The sequence below is a fragment of the Massilia niastensis DSM 21313 genome (assembly GCF_000382345.1).
Taxonomy (GTDB): Bacteria; Pseudomonadota; Gammaproteobacteria; order Burkholderiales; family Burkholderiaceae_D; genus Telluria; species Telluria niastensis.
Genome location: NZ_KB908170.1, coordinates 1 through 14,101 on the forward strand (window position 1 = coordinate 1; position 14,101 = coordinate 14,101).

General features: G+C 66.4%; 16 protein-coding genes and 1 pseudogene. 8 read left to right on the forward strand and 9 right to left on the reverse strand.

What is annotated here, in order from left to right; all coding sequences use genetic code 11:
- Positions 1-275: transposase-like zinc-binding domain-containing protein (locus H162_RS32245; RefSeq protein WP_443093655.1), on the reverse strand; the 275-nt coding region annotated here is incomplete at its 3' end.
- Between the two features lie 205 nt (positions 276-480).
- On the opposite strand from H162_RS32245, the gene H162_RS0128465 reads away from it, so the two are divergent.
- Positions 481-870 carry an ASCH domain-containing protein gene (locus H162_RS0128465; RefSeq protein WP_156885849.1) on the forward strand — a complete coding sequence of 130 codons (390 nt, stop codon included), beginning with the start codon at positions 481-483 and terminating at the stop codon, positions 868-870.
- Positions 871-885: 15 nt separating this feature from the next.
- Here the strand turns inward: H162_RS0128465 and H162_RS0128470 are convergent, their stop codons facing one another.
- Genes H162_RS0128470 through H162_RS0128495 form a run of 6 tightly spaced genes read right to left on the reverse strand, consistent with a single transcriptional unit; the run spans position 886 to position 8,163 of the window.
- A complete protein-coding gene (locus H162_RS0128470; RefSeq protein ID WP_020656880.1) occupies positions 886-2,256 on the reverse strand; it encodes a beta-barrel domain-containing protein in 1,371 nt (456 codons plus the stop codon).
- Positions 2,207-3,808, reverse strand: a complete 1,602-nt coding sequence (locus H162_RS32250) for an FHA domain-containing protein (protein WP_169444595.1) — start codon at positions 3,806-3,808, stop codon at positions 2,207-2,209. The genes H162_RS0128470 and H162_RS32250 overlap by 50 nt, the downstream gene beginning before the upstream one ends.
- 13 nt (positions 3,809-3,821) lie before the next feature.
- Positions 3,822-5,243, reverse strand: coding sequence for an efflux transporter outer membrane subunit (locus H162_RS0128480; RefSeq protein WP_020656882.1), 1,422 nt, complete (start codon positions 5,241-5,243; stop codon positions 3,822-3,824).
- A 37-nt stretch (positions 5,244-5,280) separates the two neighbouring features.
- On the reverse strand, positions 5,281-7,224 hold the full coding sequence (locus H162_RS32970) for an HD domain-containing phosphohydrolase (protein WP_156885850.1): 1,944 nt from the start codon (positions 7,222-7,224) through the stop codon (positions 5,281-5,283).
- Between the two features lie 36 nt (positions 7,225-7,260).
- The gene (locus H162_RS0128490; RefSeq protein WP_020656884.1) at positions 7,261-7,680 is read right to left on the reverse strand and encodes a DUF4399 domain-containing protein; all 420 of its coding nucleotides are present in this window, start codon (positions 7,678-7,680) and stop codon (positions 7,261-7,263) included.
- A gap of 57 nt (positions 7,681-7,737) precedes the next feature.
- A complete protein-coding gene (locus H162_RS0128495) occupies positions 7,738-8,163 on the reverse strand; it encodes a DUF4399 domain-containing protein (protein ID WP_026355220.1) in 426 nt (141 codons plus the stop codon).
- A gap of 193 nt (positions 8,164-8,356) precedes the next feature.
- On the opposite strand from H162_RS0128495, the gene H162_RS0128500 reads away from it, so the two are divergent.
- Complete coding sequence (locus H162_RS0128500) at positions 8,357-9,418, forward strand: formylglycine-generating enzyme family protein (protein WP_020656886.1); 1,062 nt, start codon at positions 8,357-8,359, stop codon at positions 9,416-9,418.
- 10 nt (positions 9,419-9,428) lie between these two features.
- Here H162_RS0128500 and H162_RS0128505 read toward each other — a convergent pair whose 3' ends face one another.
- Complete coding sequence (locus H162_RS0128505; RefSeq protein ID WP_026355222.1) at positions 9,429-11,519, reverse strand: serine/threonine protein kinase; 2,091 nt, start codon at positions 11,517-11,519, stop codon at positions 9,429-9,431.
- Positions 11,520-11,857: 338 nt separating this feature from the next.
- On the opposite strand from H162_RS0128505, the gene H162_RS32260 reads away from it, so the two are divergent.
- The 6 genes from H162_RS32260 to H162_RS33675 all read left to right on the forward strand — a co-directional run bounded on the left by H162_RS32260 (position 11,858) and on the right by H162_RS33675 (position 13,721).
- On the forward strand, positions 11,858-12,139 hold the full coding sequence (locus H162_RS32260) for a hypothetical protein (RefSeq protein WP_020655311.1): 282 nt from the start codon (positions 11,858-11,860) through the stop codon (positions 12,137-12,139).
- 49 nt (positions 12,140-12,188) lie between these two features.
- Positions 12,189-12,470, forward strand: a complete 282-nt coding sequence (locus tag H162_RS32265) for a hypothetical protein (protein WP_020656888.1) — start codon at positions 12,189-12,191, stop codon at positions 12,468-12,470.
- A 49-nt stretch (positions 12,471-12,519) separates the two neighbouring features.
- The gene (locus H162_RS0128520) at positions 12,520-12,798 is read left to right on the forward strand and encodes a hypothetical protein (protein WP_020656889.1); all 279 of its coding nucleotides are present in this window, start codon (positions 12,520-12,522) and stop codon (positions 12,796-12,798) included.
- A gap of 49 nt (positions 12,799-12,847) precedes the next feature.
- A complete protein-coding gene (locus tag H162_RS0128525; RefSeq protein ID WP_020656890.1) occupies positions 12,848-13,126 on the forward strand; it encodes a hypothetical protein in 279 nt (92 codons plus the stop codon).
- A gap of 66 nt (positions 13,127-13,192) precedes the next feature.
- The gene (locus H162_RS0128530; RefSeq protein WP_020656891.1) at positions 13,193-13,444 is read left to right on the forward strand and encodes a hypothetical protein; all 252 of its coding nucleotides are present in this window, start codon (positions 13,193-13,195) and stop codon (positions 13,442-13,444) included.
- A gap of 79 nt (positions 13,445-13,523) precedes the next feature.
- The gene (locus H162_RS33675; RefSeq protein ID WP_020656892.1) at positions 13,524-13,721 is read left to right on the forward strand and encodes a hypothetical protein; all 198 of its coding nucleotides are present in this window, start codon (positions 13,524-13,526) and stop codon (positions 13,719-13,721) included.
- A gap of 130 nt (positions 13,722-13,851) precedes the next feature.
- Here the strand turns inward: H162_RS33675 and H162_RS35080 are convergent.
- A pseudogene (locus H162_RS35080) lies at positions 13,852-14,101 on the reverse strand (IS4 family transposase); the annotation flags it as partial.

The following is a 14,101-nucleotide window of genomic DNA, read 5'->3' on the forward strand; positions in this document are numbered from 1 at the left end:
CTGCGCCGGCAGCGGGTGCAGCGGAAGCGCCGCAGGCCGTTCGCCTGGCCGTAGCGGTGCGAGCGCGGGCAGCCGCAATGCGGGCACGCGGGAGGACGGGCCTGCTCGATCAGGTCGAGGCAGGGCCGGTCGAGGCCGTCGAGCCAGCTGCGCAGTTGCGCCTGCTGTTCGGCGGACAGGGCTAGCTGCTGCAACGCATCCAGTGCCTCGTCGACGTTCGGTCCTGCGGCATCGGCCTCGCCAGGCCGGCGCCGTGCCGGTATATGCCCGCCCATCGCTCGCTCCCCGCTGAGTTACCTCGACAACGGGTTGGACAGCGGCTAGCCTGATGGGTTTCCAGATTTAACGCGAACAGAGCCCTACCTGAAGGATATCGCGGCCATCGCCCGCCTGCCCCTACCGGTGGAGCCGGAATCTGCAATGCGATGGCGCACGACAGGTATACACTGATGCGCTCAGCGAAACCTGTCGGGGAAGGCCATGAACAGAAGAAAAAGGCTCACGTTTTGGGGAGCAGATGAGAACGATGATTCCTTGCCCCGGAGCGTGATCGAGGGCCGCAAGACCGTCACCGCCGACACGGTCGAGGACTACTATCGGCCTTATGGAGAATACGGTGACGGCAGCTATGCGCCTGGCGACATCATCGAGGTCTATGACCTGAAGCGCCATCTACGCTGCATCATCAAGGCCACCAAGGTCTATCCCATCAGGTTCGGCTGCATACCCGAGGAGGTCTGGAGAGGAGAAGCGTTCTCGAGCGCCGAGGAATTCCGCGAGTGCCACATTCGCGCCCTTTCTCACCTGCACCTGCATGACGATGTCGAACTGGTCACCCTGCATTTCGAACTCGTCGAAGTCATCCAGTAAGCGGCCGCACCGGCATCACCCGCCGATATTCCGGAACGGATCGAGCGCCAGGTCGATCAGCCGCCGCTCGCGCACGACGATCTCCGCCACCGCCGTCATCCCATAGCGCAGCGGATACTTCGTCTCGCCCACCTTGTAGGCATCCTGCTCCAGGGTCACCCGCCCCTCGTACACCGGCTGCTTGGTTTGCAGCGAGGGCTTGGTCGCCGGCGAGATGAACTGCAGCGTTCCGCGCGTCAGCCCGTAGCGCTGGTACGGAAACGCGTTGAACTTCAGCTGCACCGCCAGCCCCTCGCGCAGGAAAGCCCGGTCGTGCTCGGCGATCTCGATCTTCAGGATCGGCTTGGCGTTCCTGGGCGCGATCCCGCCCAGCGGCGCGTTGGCCTGGATCTTGTCGCCGGGCTGGGTCGAGGTCACGTCGGTGATCACGCCGTCCACCGGCGCGACGATCAGGAGGAAGTTCTCCTTGTCGATGTTCTCGAACTTGATGCGCGCCGCGGCCTCGGCCACCAGGCGCGCGGTCTGGACCTGCAGGCGCAGCTTGTCCTCGACGTTGGCCACTTCCCGCTCCGCCGCTTCCGACTGCAGCCGCAGGGTGGTCAGCTGCTGGCCGCTGGTCTCGAGTTCCGACCGGGCCTGGGTCGATTCCAGGCTTTGCCTTGCCGCCAGCTCGGACATGCGCGATTGCGCCACGCGCATGGCGTTTTCCGCCGCCAGCAGCGCGTTCCTCTTGCTGTCCACCTGCAGTTGCGAGACGCCGCCGCCGCCGGCCATCGCGAACAGCCGCGCATACTTGTCGGCCTCGTCCTTGGCCGCGTCGCGCGCGCGCCTGGCGTCCTCGAACATGGTGCGGGCTTCCTGCTGCTGCGCCACCTGGCCCTGCGACAGCCTGCTGGTGCCTTCGGCGAGCCGGCGCTGGTGCTGGCGCTGTTCCACCTCGGTCGCTTCCTTCAGCGCGGCGGCGCGGCGTTCCATCAATGCCTTCTTTTCAGGGAATTCCGCCCACTGGCGCTCGGCATCCTCGAGCTGCAGGCGCGCCTCGAGGGCGTTCTTGGCCGCCTCGATGGCGCCGCGCGCGTAGATCCGCGCCACCACGTCGCCCTTGTTCACCGGCTGGCCCTCGGCGATGTAGATGTTGCTCAGTTCGCCATCGATGGGGGCGTACAGGCGCCGCACTTCGGACGCGGGCACCAGGGTGCCGCCGGCCGTCACCAGCACGTCGGCGTGGCCGAAGAAGGACCAGACCAGGGCCGTGAGGACCAGGCCGACCATCGTGTAGACCAGCGCCTGGGTGAAGCGCCAGGGATCGGCGGTGAGGATCGAGATCCCTTCGGCGCTATGGTCCTCGAGCGCCTCGGTCAGTGGTGTCAGGCGTTGCGGCTTCATCTTGGCCCCTTGCCAGTGCGAGCTTGCGTACATCGCTGAGGGCGTCGGCGTAAGCATCGTGGAACGCCGGCACATATGCGGAGATGGTCACGAAGGCGCGCTGGTGCGCTTCGTTCTGGTCTTCCCATTGCTTCAGGAATTGCCGGACCCTGGCCTCGTCGGCCGGGTCGCGGAACGGCGCCGAGGCCCCGCCCCGGCCGGCCACGAAGGTCTTCAGCTGCACGATCGCATCGAGCTCGGCCAGCAGGGGCGCGAGCTCGGGGTTGTTGCGGGCCTGTTGGCGCATGGCGGCGACCTGCCCCGCCGCGCCCTGGAACTGCCCCGCCTTGAGCGAGGCCATCCAGGCCGGCAGCCTGGCCTTGAGCAGGGCTTCCGCGCCCAGCGACCTCAGCCGGCTGTTGCCCGGGTCGTCCGCCAGCGCGGCGCCGGCCACCGCGGCCGCCTGCGCGTGCGCGCCGCTGGCCAGCAGGTCTTCCACCTCGCTCTCCGCGCCGCCGATGCGCTGCAATCCCCAGCCCAGCACGATGGCCAGCGCCAGTGCCGCCGCGCCCCAGAGCCGCATCCGCCCCATGTCCAGCCGCCCCTTGCCGCCGAAGGCCGTATACAGCCCCGACACCATGGCCGCGGCCTTGCCCTGGGGGCGGGTCGATTCCTCGTCCTGTGCGCCCCCCGCAGGGTCCGCGGCGGCTTCCGGCGTCTCGTCCCGGACAGGCGCCGGGTCGACGCAGAAGATGTCGAGGAAGGAATCGGCGGCGGCGACAAAGGTCGTCTTGTCGGCATCCGCGGCGGGCGGGGCACTCGCCACGCCGATGCGGGTCAGGGTCGGGTCGCGCGGCGCCGCCTCGCGTTGCAGGGCGAGGCGGTAGACGAAGTGGCGTCCGCCGAACGCGAGGACGTCGCCGTCGTGCAGCGCGACCGCATGTTCCTCGAGGCGGTCGCCATTGACGAAGGTGCCGTTGGTGCTGCCCAGGTCCTCGACGTAGAGCTCGCCGCTCTTGAGGAAGAGATGGGCGTGGCGGCGCGACAGGTAGTTCACCTGCTCCGGGTTGCTGTCCTTGTAGCGCGCAAAGGTGTCGTCGGCCTTGCTGATCATGAAGGGAAATTCGGTGACGACGATCGGCTGCAGGTGCGCGCCGTCCCCCTCCGGCGTCAGGGTCAGGCTGGACAGCCTGGCGTGCGGCGGCTGCATCGCGGCCTGTTCCAGCTGCACGCGGAACGAGAGCGTCTTGCCGAGGCCGAGCAGGTCGCCGCTTTGCAGCGTGGTGATCGCCTGCCTGACGGCGACGCCGTTGACGGTGGTGCCGTTCTTGCTGCCCAGGTCGGCCAGGTAGACGGCGCCGTGTTCGCAGAAAATGCGCGCGTGCCGGCGCGACAGGTCGCCGGCCAGCTCGGGCGGATAGCCGTCGAAGGGCGCTTCCGTGCGGCCGATGGCGAACAGGGTGTCGTGGATATGGATCGGGCCGAGCTCCGGGTGCGACACCGGTTCCAGCACGATCATCCGCTGGGATCCGGGTGCGGTGCGCGGTGCGGCGGCCATCATGAGGGGGGCCATGGCCGGCTGCTCCTCAGTAGCGCGCCGCATTGCGCACGTCCACCGGCGGCCAGCCGCCGCCCAGCGCCTTGTACAGCGTCACCGTGTCGGACAGGATCTGCTGGTGGTTCGCCAGCAGGGCCAGCTGCGACGACAGCAGCGTGCGCTGGGCCTCGAACACCTCCAGCTGCGACACCATCCCTTCCTTCAGCTGCGCTTCCACCTGGGCGGCCACCACGCCAAGCTGCTCGGATTGCTGCTGCAGTTCGATGCGCTGGCGGCGGTGGGCGTCGAGGTTGATCAGGGCGTTCTCCACTTCCTCGAACGCGGCGATGACGACGCGCCGGTATTGCTGCTCGGCCACCTCGGTGCGCGCCTCGCTGGTCTTCAGGCGCGCCTTGACGCCAGGATCGAAGATCGGGAAGTTGATGCTGGGCAGCAGGCCGAAGGTGAAGGATTTCAGCAGCGAGCCGAGCGCGAAGCTGGAGGTGCCGCCGCGCCCCGTCAGGCTGACCGACGGCAGCTGGGCCAGCTTGGCCTGTCCCACCAGGTCATAGGCCACCAGCACGCGGTATTCGGCGGCGACGATGTCGGGGCGGCGCTTGAGGAGCTGGGACGGCAGGCCTTCGGGCACGGTGGGCAGCTCGACGCGCTGGCGCAGCGAGCCGGTGGGCACCTTGAACTCCCCGGCCGGCGCGCCGAGCAGGGTCGCCAGCGCATTGCCCGCCAGCGCGCGCAGGCGCCCCAGCTCGATCAGGTCGTTGCTCATCCGGTTGATTTCCGCGCGCTGCTGCAGCACCCGGGTCTGCGGCACCAGGCCCTGCCCCATCATCGCTTCGTAGGTCGCCAGGATCTCGCGGTTCTTGGCCAGGGTCTTTTGCTGCTGGTCGATCTGCTCGTCGAACTGCATGATCTGGAAATAGGTCGTCGAGACGTCCGACACCAGGGTGAGGTAGCCGGCGCGCCAGTCGGCCTCGGTGGCGTTGAATTCGGCGGTCTGCGCCTCGACGCCCTTGGCCACCTTGCCCCAGACGTCGATTTCCCAGTTGACCTGGGTGCCGAGGTTGAACTGCTTGGTGAATTTCTGCCCGGTGCTCTTTTCGAAGCTGGCGCCCGCCCCGGCATCGAGGGTCGGCAAGGCGCCGGCGCGCGCTTCGTCGATTTCCGCGCCCGCCACGCGCCTGCGCGCGGCCAGGATCTTGAGGTCGAAATTGGCGTTCAGGGCGCGCTCGACCAGGCCATCGAGGTAGGGGTCGCGGAACTGTTTCCACCAGTCCGGCGCGATCATCTCGGCGGGCGCGACCGGCAGGCCCTGCTGGCTGGACCATGCCCCCTTGGTGGGCGTGTCGGGGCGCTGGTAGGGCTTCATGCTGACATCGGCGCAGCCGCACAGCAGCGCGGCGGCCGTGCCGGCCAGCGCCCCGTGCTTCAGCCTCGAACTGAGCGTATCGTTCATGTGCTACCTCATGGCCAGCCCGGCCGTTACAGGAACCTCATGCGTTGGCGCGCGTCTCCCACCCTTTCGAATCCACGAACACCTTGAACAGCCGCTCATCCAGGTGGCCGGCGCGGCATTCCTCGGCGATCAGGTCGAGCGCGCGTTCGGCCGGGATCGCCTGCTTGTAGGGTCGGTCGCGCGCGGTCAGCGCGTCGTAGATGTCGCTGATCGTCAGGATCCGGGTCTGCAGGCTGATCTGCCCGCCGCGCAGGCCCATCGGATAGCCCGATCCGTCCAGCTTCTCGTGGTGGCCGTGGGCGATCGCCGGCACGCCGGCCAGTTCGCGGGTCCACGGGATCAGGATCAGGAACGAATAGGAATCGGCCACGTGGGCCTCGATCTGGCGCCTTTCCTCGGGCGTCAGGCACCCCTTGCAGATGTTCAGCGCGGTGTATTCGTCGTCGCTCAGCAGCCGGAACTCCGGGTCGTCGGTGCCGATGCAGGCGTGGCAGCGGATCGCGTCGAGCTCGGGCGGCGGATCGGTGTACGAGATCGACGGTTCGTTGGCGTGCACGATGACCTCGAGGAAGGCGTCGAGCCGCGCGCATTCGGCCTGCAGTTCCGCCTCGATGCGGTCGCGCTCGTGGCGGTATGCGGTCATGCTGAGCTCGCCCTGCAGGTGCCGTTCGGTGAGGTTGCGCCAGGCTTGCCGTTCGAGACAGGCGCGGGCGTAGCGGAAGCGCTGTTCCAGCAGGCGCATGTCGGCATGGTGCAGCTTCTTCTCCTTGCGCAGCACATGCTCGCGCACGCCGACCTTGCCGAAATCGTGCAGCAGCGCGGCGTAGCGGATCTCGCGCAGCTGGGCCGGGGTGAAGGCGGCGTTGCGCAGGCCGGGATCGTCGGCGTGCTCGATCGCCATGGCCAGGCTCTCGGCATAGCCGGCGACCCGGAAGGAGTGCCCGGCCGTGACCGGATCGCGCTCTTCGATCGCCTGCACCGATGCGCACACGAAGCCGTCGAGCAGGCCCTTGATGTCGGAATACAGCTGGAAGTTCTTCAGCGCCACCGCGGTCTCGGCGCACACGCCGCTGAGGATCTGCAGGTCGGTTTCCTGGAACGCGTAGGGGTCGGACGAGGTATCCACCTGGATCAGGCCGAGCACCTCGTCGCCCAGGATCAACGGCACGCACATGACGCTGCGGATCGCCTGCGCGACGATCGACTCGTGCGCCGAGAAGTGGCGGTCGGACAGGGTGTCGACCGACAGGATGGCGCGCCTGCGCACCAGCACTTCGTCGATGATGGTCTGGGACATGCGCATTTGCGCCGGGTCCTCGATCGCGCCCCCGCGGCGCCGCGCGGCCACGGGTTGCGGCGGATCGCGCTCGTTGGTGCGCAACATGATGAAGGCGCGCTCGGCCGGCGGGAACAGGTCGAAGATGAAGTTCATGATCTTTTCGATCAGGGTCTCCTGGTCGGTGACCGCGCCGAGCGCGATGCTGACCTGGGCCATCGCGTGCAGCTGGTGCACCGTCTTCTCGAGGTCGCCGCGGCCGGCGTTGCGGGTGTCGACGACCGGCGCGAAGCGGGTGGCGTCGACCGAGCTCGTGATCACGGTGGGCGCGTCGCCGCGCTCGGGCACCATCAGCGAATGAAAGACCAGCCGCGCCGACGCCAGCGCCAGTTCGTCGCCGTCGTGCAGCGGATGCCAGGCGCCGGGCGCCAGCCGCTCGCCGCACACGAAGGTGCCGTTACTCGAGTGCAGGTCTTCGACGAAGTAGGCGGCGCCGCGGCGCCGGATGCGGGCATGGCGGCGGCTGATCGTTTGTTCGGGAATGCACACGTATTTGTCGGACGCGAGCGCATCCTGCGGATCGCGTCCGAGCACCGCCTCGTCGTGCAGCGGAAATACCGCCGGCCTGGCCGAACCCGACCCCATCCATTCGATATAGGCCCGGACCGGGCCTGGCGGAGCGGAAAATGTTGTGTTCGGTTCCATGGCGAAAGTTCCTGGTGCGCACGACAGCGGCGATCTTCACTTGATGGTGATCGTGATCTTCCTGGAAGCCACGGGCGGCGTATGGGGAACGTGGTTTTCGTCGCCCATCAGCAACTGCAGCGTGTGCTTCCCGGGTGGCAACTCAAGCATCGTCTCGGTCTCGCCGGCGCCGAAATGCAAATGGTTGCGGTCTGATGGTATGACCTGTCCGGCGGGCGGCAGTTCAGTATCGATCAGGAGGTGATGGTGGCCGGTGTTCTCGGCGGCGACGCCTTTCGGCGCCACGCCCATGAAGCGCAATCCGAACCACACGCGAAATGGCTTGCCCGCCGGAAGCACCGCACCGTCGGAGGGCCAGCCGATGTAGCAGTAGGCATTGGCGGGGGCGTTGGCGGAGCCAGCCGTTCCGCTTGCCAGGGTGGCGATCAGGGCGGCGGCGGCGAACAGTAAGCGCATGGTCTTCTCCGTTGTTGTTGCGGTATCCGGCCGCGCCACGCCGGGCGCGCGGCCAGCCTAGCGCACCGTGATGGTGATCTTCTTCGACACGATGGGCGGATTGTGCGGAACGTGGTCCTTGTCCCCCAGCAGCAATTGCAAAGTATGGGTACCCGGCGGCAGCTCGATGCGGGCCTCGGTCTCGCCCGCGCCGAAGTGCAGGTGGTTGCGGTCGTTGGGAATCGGTTCCGTCATCGACGGCAAGCCGGTATTGATCAGCACATGGTGATGACCGGTATGGGGAACGTTGGTTCCCTTGGGCGCCACGCCCATGTTGCGCAATCCCATTCGTACCCAGAATTTCCCGCCGCTGATGACCTGGCCGTCGTACGGCCAGATGAAGTACACCTGTGCATTTGGGGGCGCCGGCGCGGGTCCGGCGCCGGCCGTGCCGGCCTGCAGGACTGCCACCAGCAACGCTGAGAGAACCAGACTGTGGCGCATGATGGAATACTCCAGTAAGGTCGTACTGAGGTGCGCATGAATAATCTTAAATCTGGCACACTCTCAGTCGGATCGCAAGACAATTCCGATCAAACGCAGCATGAAAAAGGAGCCGCTCATGTGGCACAAGCTTTTGATGGTTTGCGTACTGGCAGGGCCGGTTTTCGCGTGTTGCGCCGTGGCGCAGGAACGCATGCCCGGCATCCAGCTTGCGGGCGTGGTTCCCAAGAATAGTGCCGAGCAATTCGAGCTCGCGTTCTGGGAATCGATCAAGGATAGCAGCCACGTCAGCGATTACGAAGCCTACCTGAAGGCTTACCCGAAAGGACGATTCGTGGCTTTGGCGCAAGCCAGGATCGCCCGCCTGCGCGCGGGTGCGGCGCAGGCCCCGGCCACGGCGGCCGCGCCCGCCACGCCAGCGCGCGAACCCGCGCGCCCCGTGGCCCCGCCTCCCGTCAAGCAACTTCCCTCCAAGCCGGCGGCCCCGGCGGCAACGGCCGCCGCGCCGGCCGCGCCGCCCGCCAAGCCGGCCGCCGGCCGCAGCGAGATCCGGGATTGCCCGACCTGCCCCTCCTTGATCACCCTGCCGGCAGGCTCCTTCACCATGGGGAACAATGCCAGCGACCCGAGCGAGAAGCCGGCGCACGAGGTCGCCATCGGCGCACCGTTTGCGATCGGCAAGACCGAAGTCACCGTGGGACAGTGGAATGCCTGCGCGAACGCCAACGTCTGCGCCAGGATCCCGCAGGCCGCCAATACGCATGCCGATGCGCCGATGCGCGACGTCAGCTGGGACGATGCCCTGCAATACCTGAAGTGGCTCAGCGCCGCTACCGGCAAGCCCTACCGCCTGCCGACCGAGGCCGAGTGGGAATATGCGGCCAGGGGCGGCACGGCAACGACTTATTGGTGGGGCCAGCAGATGACCCAGGGAAAAGCCAACTGCAAGGATTGCGGACAACCCTGGACCAGCGAAGGGCCGGCCAATGTCGCCAGCTTCGGCGCCAATCCCTACGGCCTGTACGACACCAGCGGCGGCGTATGGGAATGGGTGAGCGACTGCTGGCACAACAACTTCAAGGGTGCGCCCGCGGATGGCCGTTCCTGGGACGAGCCGAATTGCCGGGTACGGGTGATCCGCGGCGGATCCTGGCGTGAAGGCGCCGCCTACATGGTCGCCTCCACGCGCTTCCGGTACGACGCCAGCGTGCGCCACGCGCAGAACGGCTTCAGGGTGGCGCGCGGCATGAAGTAGGAGGAAGCGCCTAGCGTTTGCGCGCCTTGGTGCTGATCGGCAGGAACTCGACCGCGATCCTGCCGGCGCCGCTGCGCGCACGGATCTGCTCCAGGCGTTTCGCCAGGTCGGCCAGGTAAGCGGCGCCCGGTTCGGACACCGGCCGCAAGCTCTCGAACATCGGCGTCGGCGTGCTCACCAGCACCACCAGTTCGGTCCCGAACGGACCGGCGATCCCCCACTCGCCCAGGCTGCCGACGGTAGCGGCATAGTTGGGCGGCGCCCGGTTCTCGCGCGCCCGCGGGTTCGGCAACAGGTGGGTGACGCTGCCGTCGAGCGCATAGTAATCGACCGCGATGAAGGATTCGCTCGCCGGCGTGGTCACGTCGACCATCAGCGAATCGCCCTCGGTCAGCATGGTCCCGCTGGTCCCGGCAAGGCGGATCGACGCGCTCCCGCCCGCCTGGCGGTGCGCGACCCAGTAGGGGGCGAAGGTCGAGATCACCGGGCACTTGTCGGGGTCGACCTGCTGGACATCGAGGTTCACCTTCGCCACGCCGGGCAGGGCCGAGAGCGCGTCCTTCACGCCGGCCGGGCCCACCGCCTTCGACAGGAAGCCCTTCACGTCGACCGTATCGCCGCTGAGGGTGGACAGCAAGGCCGAGCAGGGAAGCCGCGCCAGCGCCGCGGCGACCGCGGCTGGCGACGCCGGCTCGGGTGCGGCGGGCGCAGCCGGCACGGGCGCGGGCGGCGCCGGTTCCGCCACGGCCGGCGCCGGTGCGGCCGCACCCGGTTCGCCGGACGCCTGGGCGGCGGCCACCGGCGGCGCCGCGCCGTCCTGCGCCCGGCGCTGGCCTTCCAGGTAGGAGTAGTACCATCCGCCCACCGCCAGTGCGCCGAGCGCAAGGATACCCGCGGCCGACGCCGCCAGGCGGTAGCGCGAGCCCAGCCCGCTGGTACCGAAATCCTCGAGGAAGCGCGCCACCGTGGGCGTGCGCGCTTCGCGCTCCAGCGCGAGGCCGCACCTCAGCGCCTGCCATTGCGCATGCCCCAGCCTGGCCGGACGCTGCGGCTTCATGCCCGCGCCGCGCGCCTGCAGGGCCGACATGCGATTGAACGGGTGGCGCCCGGTCAGCAACTCGTAGGTCATGCACGCCAGCGCATAGATATCGTCGCGCGGGTCGGGTTCGCGCTGCTCGAGCATCTCGGGACTGGCATAGGCCGGCGTCAGCGCGCCGAGGCTGCCAGGGTCGAACACCGTGACGTCGACGTCTTCCTCGGTCTTCTGGAACACCCGCGCGATCCCGAAGTCGATGACCTTGACGTTGCCGGAATCGGTCAGGATCACGTTGCCGGGCTTGAAGTCGCAATGGACGAAGCCGCGCCCGTGCGCATACGCCAGCGCATTGCCCATGCCGGTGACGATGCGCAGCACTTCCGGGTAAGGCAAGCCGGTGAAGCCCGGCCCGCGCAGCACCTGGCTCAGCGCCTTGCCCTGCAGGTATTCCATGGTCAGGTAGACCATCGGCCCGTCGCGGTCGAAATCGTAGACCGACACGATATTCGGATGCGCCAGCGCCTGGGCCTTGCGGGCTTCGCGCTGCAGGGCGATCAGCGACTTGGGATGGCCGCGGAACTGGACGTTCAGCACCTTGATGGCGATATAGGGCTTGCGGTCGGAGGCCTCGAGCTTGCGCAGGTCGAGCGCCTTGTAGACGGTGCCCATGCCGCCGAAGCCGATGCACTCTTCCAGCACGAAGCGCCCGTTCAGGGTGTCGCCGACCCCTTTCATGCGTTCCGGCTCGGCCTCGAAGCGTTCGTCCAGCACGCGCGGCGGCAGCGATGGCTCGCGGACGGCGTGGGCGCCGGGCTTGGTCTGGACGAAGGTGTCGTCGCCGCCCATGCGCTGGCGCGCCGCGATCAGGCGCTCGATGCGATGCTGGACTTCCGTGTAGACCTCGACCGGCAGCGGCTTGCGCGCGTGCGCTTCGCTCAGCATCTCCAGCAGGCGTCCGGCGCTTTCGGGGGCGTTCGCCAGCAGGCGATCGAGCTGGGCGAAAAACTCTGGACGCTGCAAGGCGCCGCTCTGCAACTGCTGTATCGCGTGAGCGAAACTGTCCATGATTTTTGATTGTGTAAATCCAAAGCGGCTAGCTTGAGACTAGCATGAAATGCCCGAGGATCAAGCCTTTGCGGCATATCGAACGGGCCCTTCCGTTCCAGAGTGTTGCGCCGCGCCGAACAGGTCCGGAAATGTGTTGGATCGGGCCCGCCATCCCTCCCCTTGCCACGCGTTGACACTTCACTCACCTCGTCCTGAGCGCCCGTAAATTCTCTTGGTTTTTCAAAGACTTACCGGATCATCGTGTATTCCGGGAGCGGCTGGCACGCTTTCTGCTCAATGTCTATCGAGCGCAAACAAAACGCCTCAACCACACCACCCACTCAGGAGAAACCAGCATGAAAACCTTGATCATCACCGACCTGGCCCGTACCGAAGAACTGGACCGCAGCGCCATGGCGACCGTCCGCGGCGGCTTCAAGATGGGCGCGCCCTACTACTCGGTCGGCGACGTGAGCTACGCCCCCAAGTTCGACTCCTCGATCACGGCCACCCAGAACCTGGGCCAGATGCAGGAAGTCCTGACCGCCACCGCCAACGGTTCGGCTTTCCTGGCTGGCGTGCACGTCGACAGCGACGTCTCGCAGCACGGTGAGAACAAGATCATCCGCCGCTCCTGATTCACGCAAACACGCTTCGACCACTTACATCATCTCAAGGAGACTCACCATGAAAACCCTGACCATCACCGACCTGGCCCGTACCGAAGAACTGGACCGCAGCGCCATGGCGACCGTCCGCGGCGGCTTCAAGATGGGCGCGCCCTACTACTCGGTCGGCGACGTGAGCTACGCCCCCAAGTTCGACTCCTCGATCACGGCCACCCAGAACCTGGGCCAGATGCAGGAAGTGCTGACCGCCACCGCCAACGGCTCGGCTTTCCTGGCCGGCGTGCACGTCGACAGCGACGTCTCGCAGCACGGTGAAAACAAGATCATCCGCAACTCCTGATTCACACAAACACGTTTCGACCACTTACATCATCTCAAGGAGAATCACCATGAAAACCCTGACCATCAAAGACCTGGCCCGTACCGAACAACTGGATCGCAGCGCCATGGCCGGCGTACGCGGCGGCTGGAAAATGCTGGCCCATCCGTCCTACAAGATGGGCGACGTGAGCTACGCGCCGAGCTTCGACTCGTCGATCACCGCCACCCAGAACCTGCTGCAGCAACAGAGCGTCGCCACCGCCACCGCCAACGGCTCGGCCTTCATCAAGGGCGTGCACGTGGACAGCGATGTCTCGCAGCACGGCGAAAACAAGATCATCGGCTGATTTCCTTCGCAACCAGAGCAGACTGACTATACTTTCTTGGAGAATGCACATGAAAACCCTGACCATCAAAGACCTGGGCCGCACCGAACAACTGGATCGCAGCGCCATGGCTGGCGTGCGCGGCGGCTGGAAAATGCTGGCCCATCCATCCTACAAGGTGGGCGACGTGAGCTACGCACCGAGCTTCGACTCGTCGATCACCGCCGTCCAGAACCTGGGCCAGCAACAGGAAGTGCTGACCGCCACCGCCAACGGATCGGCTTTCATCAAGGGCGTGCACGTGGACAGCGATGTGTCGCAGCACGGCGAGAACAAGATCATCGGCTAAATGTTGCGGCTGCGCGGAGGCCCGCCCTTCGCGCAGCGTTCCATACCTCAACAAGGGAAGCACACCATGTCATCCATCGCTATTCAGGACCTGGCGCATAGCACCGAACTCGACAGCCGCGCCATGTCGACCGTACAGGGCGGCAACGCCTTCGGCAAGGACGTCAACGTCAATGTCAACGTGAACCAGCAGATCGCGCAACTCCAGCAGATCGGCGTCAACGTACTCAATAACAACGGCGTGATCGGCGCCGGCTTCGTCGGCCCCGACATCGAAGTGGCCGCCGCTTTGTGGGCCGAGAACAAGGCGGTATTCTGAGCATACCGCGCCCCAGCCCACCCTTCCATCCCAGCAATGGGATGGATCCCGTTAACCCTGATTATTCCCAGGAGGCAGCATGGCTATCATCGTCATCAAGGATTTACCGGAAAGTATGGAACTCGATCGCCAGGCAATGCTGGCGATTGCCGGCGGCTCGCGCTTTCGCGCCGGCGGCGCCCGCATTTCACGGCCCGCCGTGCGGCGGATCCGGCTGTTCGACCTCTCGCCCGGCGCCAGCGCCAGGCCGGCCGCGACCAGGCCGCCGACGCGCTGAGCAGCGCGCGCCTCACCCCGAACCGTTCAGTTGAAAGCTGAACGGTTTTTTTGGCTCAAGAACAATGAGGGTCAGAGTCAAATTATTGAGCAATTGCGCTCAAGATAACTAGGGTCAGAGTCTAATGCCGTTAAGTTAGGGATGGCGGTCGTCGGAGTCGGCGTTCTGGATAGCGTTGCGGTTTGGCTTTGGTGACCCGGTCGAACTTTCGGCCGGGTCGATACACATTCAGTTCGATAATCATCCTCTCGCGCATGCGTTTAAGTACACCTGGTAAGTTGCCCTGTGCATGCAAGGCGGCTGCGTGGGTCATTTCGTACTGAAACGCAGCCAGCGCGAAGACGAAGCTGATGCTATTCGGTGAGCACTTTGCCTGTTCG

Excerpts from the sequence above, each read along its gene's own strand:
- H162_RS0128465 (WP_156885849.1), top strand. The coding sequence starts at position 481 with ATGAACAGAAGAAAAAGGCTCACGTTTTGGGGAGCAGATGAGAACGAT.
- H162_RS0128470 (WP_020656880.1), bottom strand. The coding sequence starts at position 2,256 with ATGAAGCCGCAACGCCTGACACCACTGACCGAGGCGCTCGAGGACCAT.
- H162_RS32250 (WP_169444595.1), bottom strand. The coding sequence starts at position 3,808 with ATGGCCCCCCTCATGATGGCCGCCGCACCGCGCACCGCACCCGGATCC.
- H162_RS0128480 (WP_020656882.1), bottom strand. The coding sequence starts at position 5,243 with ATGAACGATACGCTCAGTTCGAGGCTGAAGCACGGGGCGCTGGCCGGC.
- H162_RS32970 (WP_156885850.1), bottom strand. The coding sequence starts at position 7,224 with ATGGAACCGAACACAACATTTTCCGCTCCGCCAGGCCCGGTCCGGGCC.
- H162_RS0128490 (WP_020656884.1), bottom strand. The coding sequence starts at position 7,680 with ATGCGCTTACTGTTCGCCGCCGCCGCCCTGATCGCCACCCTGGCAAGC.
- H162_RS0128495 (WP_026355220.1), bottom strand. The coding sequence starts at position 8,163 with ATGCGCCACAGTCTGGTTCTCTCAGCGTTGCTGGTGGCAGTCCTGCAG.
- H162_RS0128500 (WP_020656886.1), top strand. The coding sequence starts at position 8,357 with ATGCCCGGCATCCAGCTTGCGGGCGTGGTTCCCAAGAATAGTGCCGAG.
- H162_RS0128505 (WP_026355222.1), bottom strand. The coding sequence starts at position 11,519 with ATGGACAGTTTCGCTCACGCGATACAGCAGTTGCAGAGCGGCGCCTTG.
- H162_RS32260 (WP_020655311.1), top strand. The coding sequence starts at position 11,858 with ATGAAAACCTTGATCATCACCGACCTGGCCCGTACCGAAGAACTGGAC.
- H162_RS32265 (WP_020656888.1), top strand. The coding sequence starts at position 12,189 with ATGAAAACCCTGACCATCACCGACCTGGCCCGTACCGAAGAACTGGAC.
- H162_RS0128520 (WP_020656889.1), top strand. The coding sequence starts at position 12,520 with ATGAAAACCCTGACCATCAAAGACCTGGCCCGTACCGAACAACTGGAT.
- H162_RS0128525 (WP_020656890.1), top strand. The coding sequence starts at position 12,848 with ATGAAAACCCTGACCATCAAAGACCTGGGCCGCACCGAACAACTGGAT.
- H162_RS0128530 (WP_020656891.1), top strand. The coding sequence starts at position 13,193 with ATGTCATCCATCGCTATTCAGGACCTGGCGCATAGCACCGAACTCGAC.
- H162_RS33675 (WP_020656892.1), top strand. The coding sequence starts at position 13,524 with ATGGCTATCATCGTCATCAAGGATTTACCGGAAAGTATGGAACTCGAT.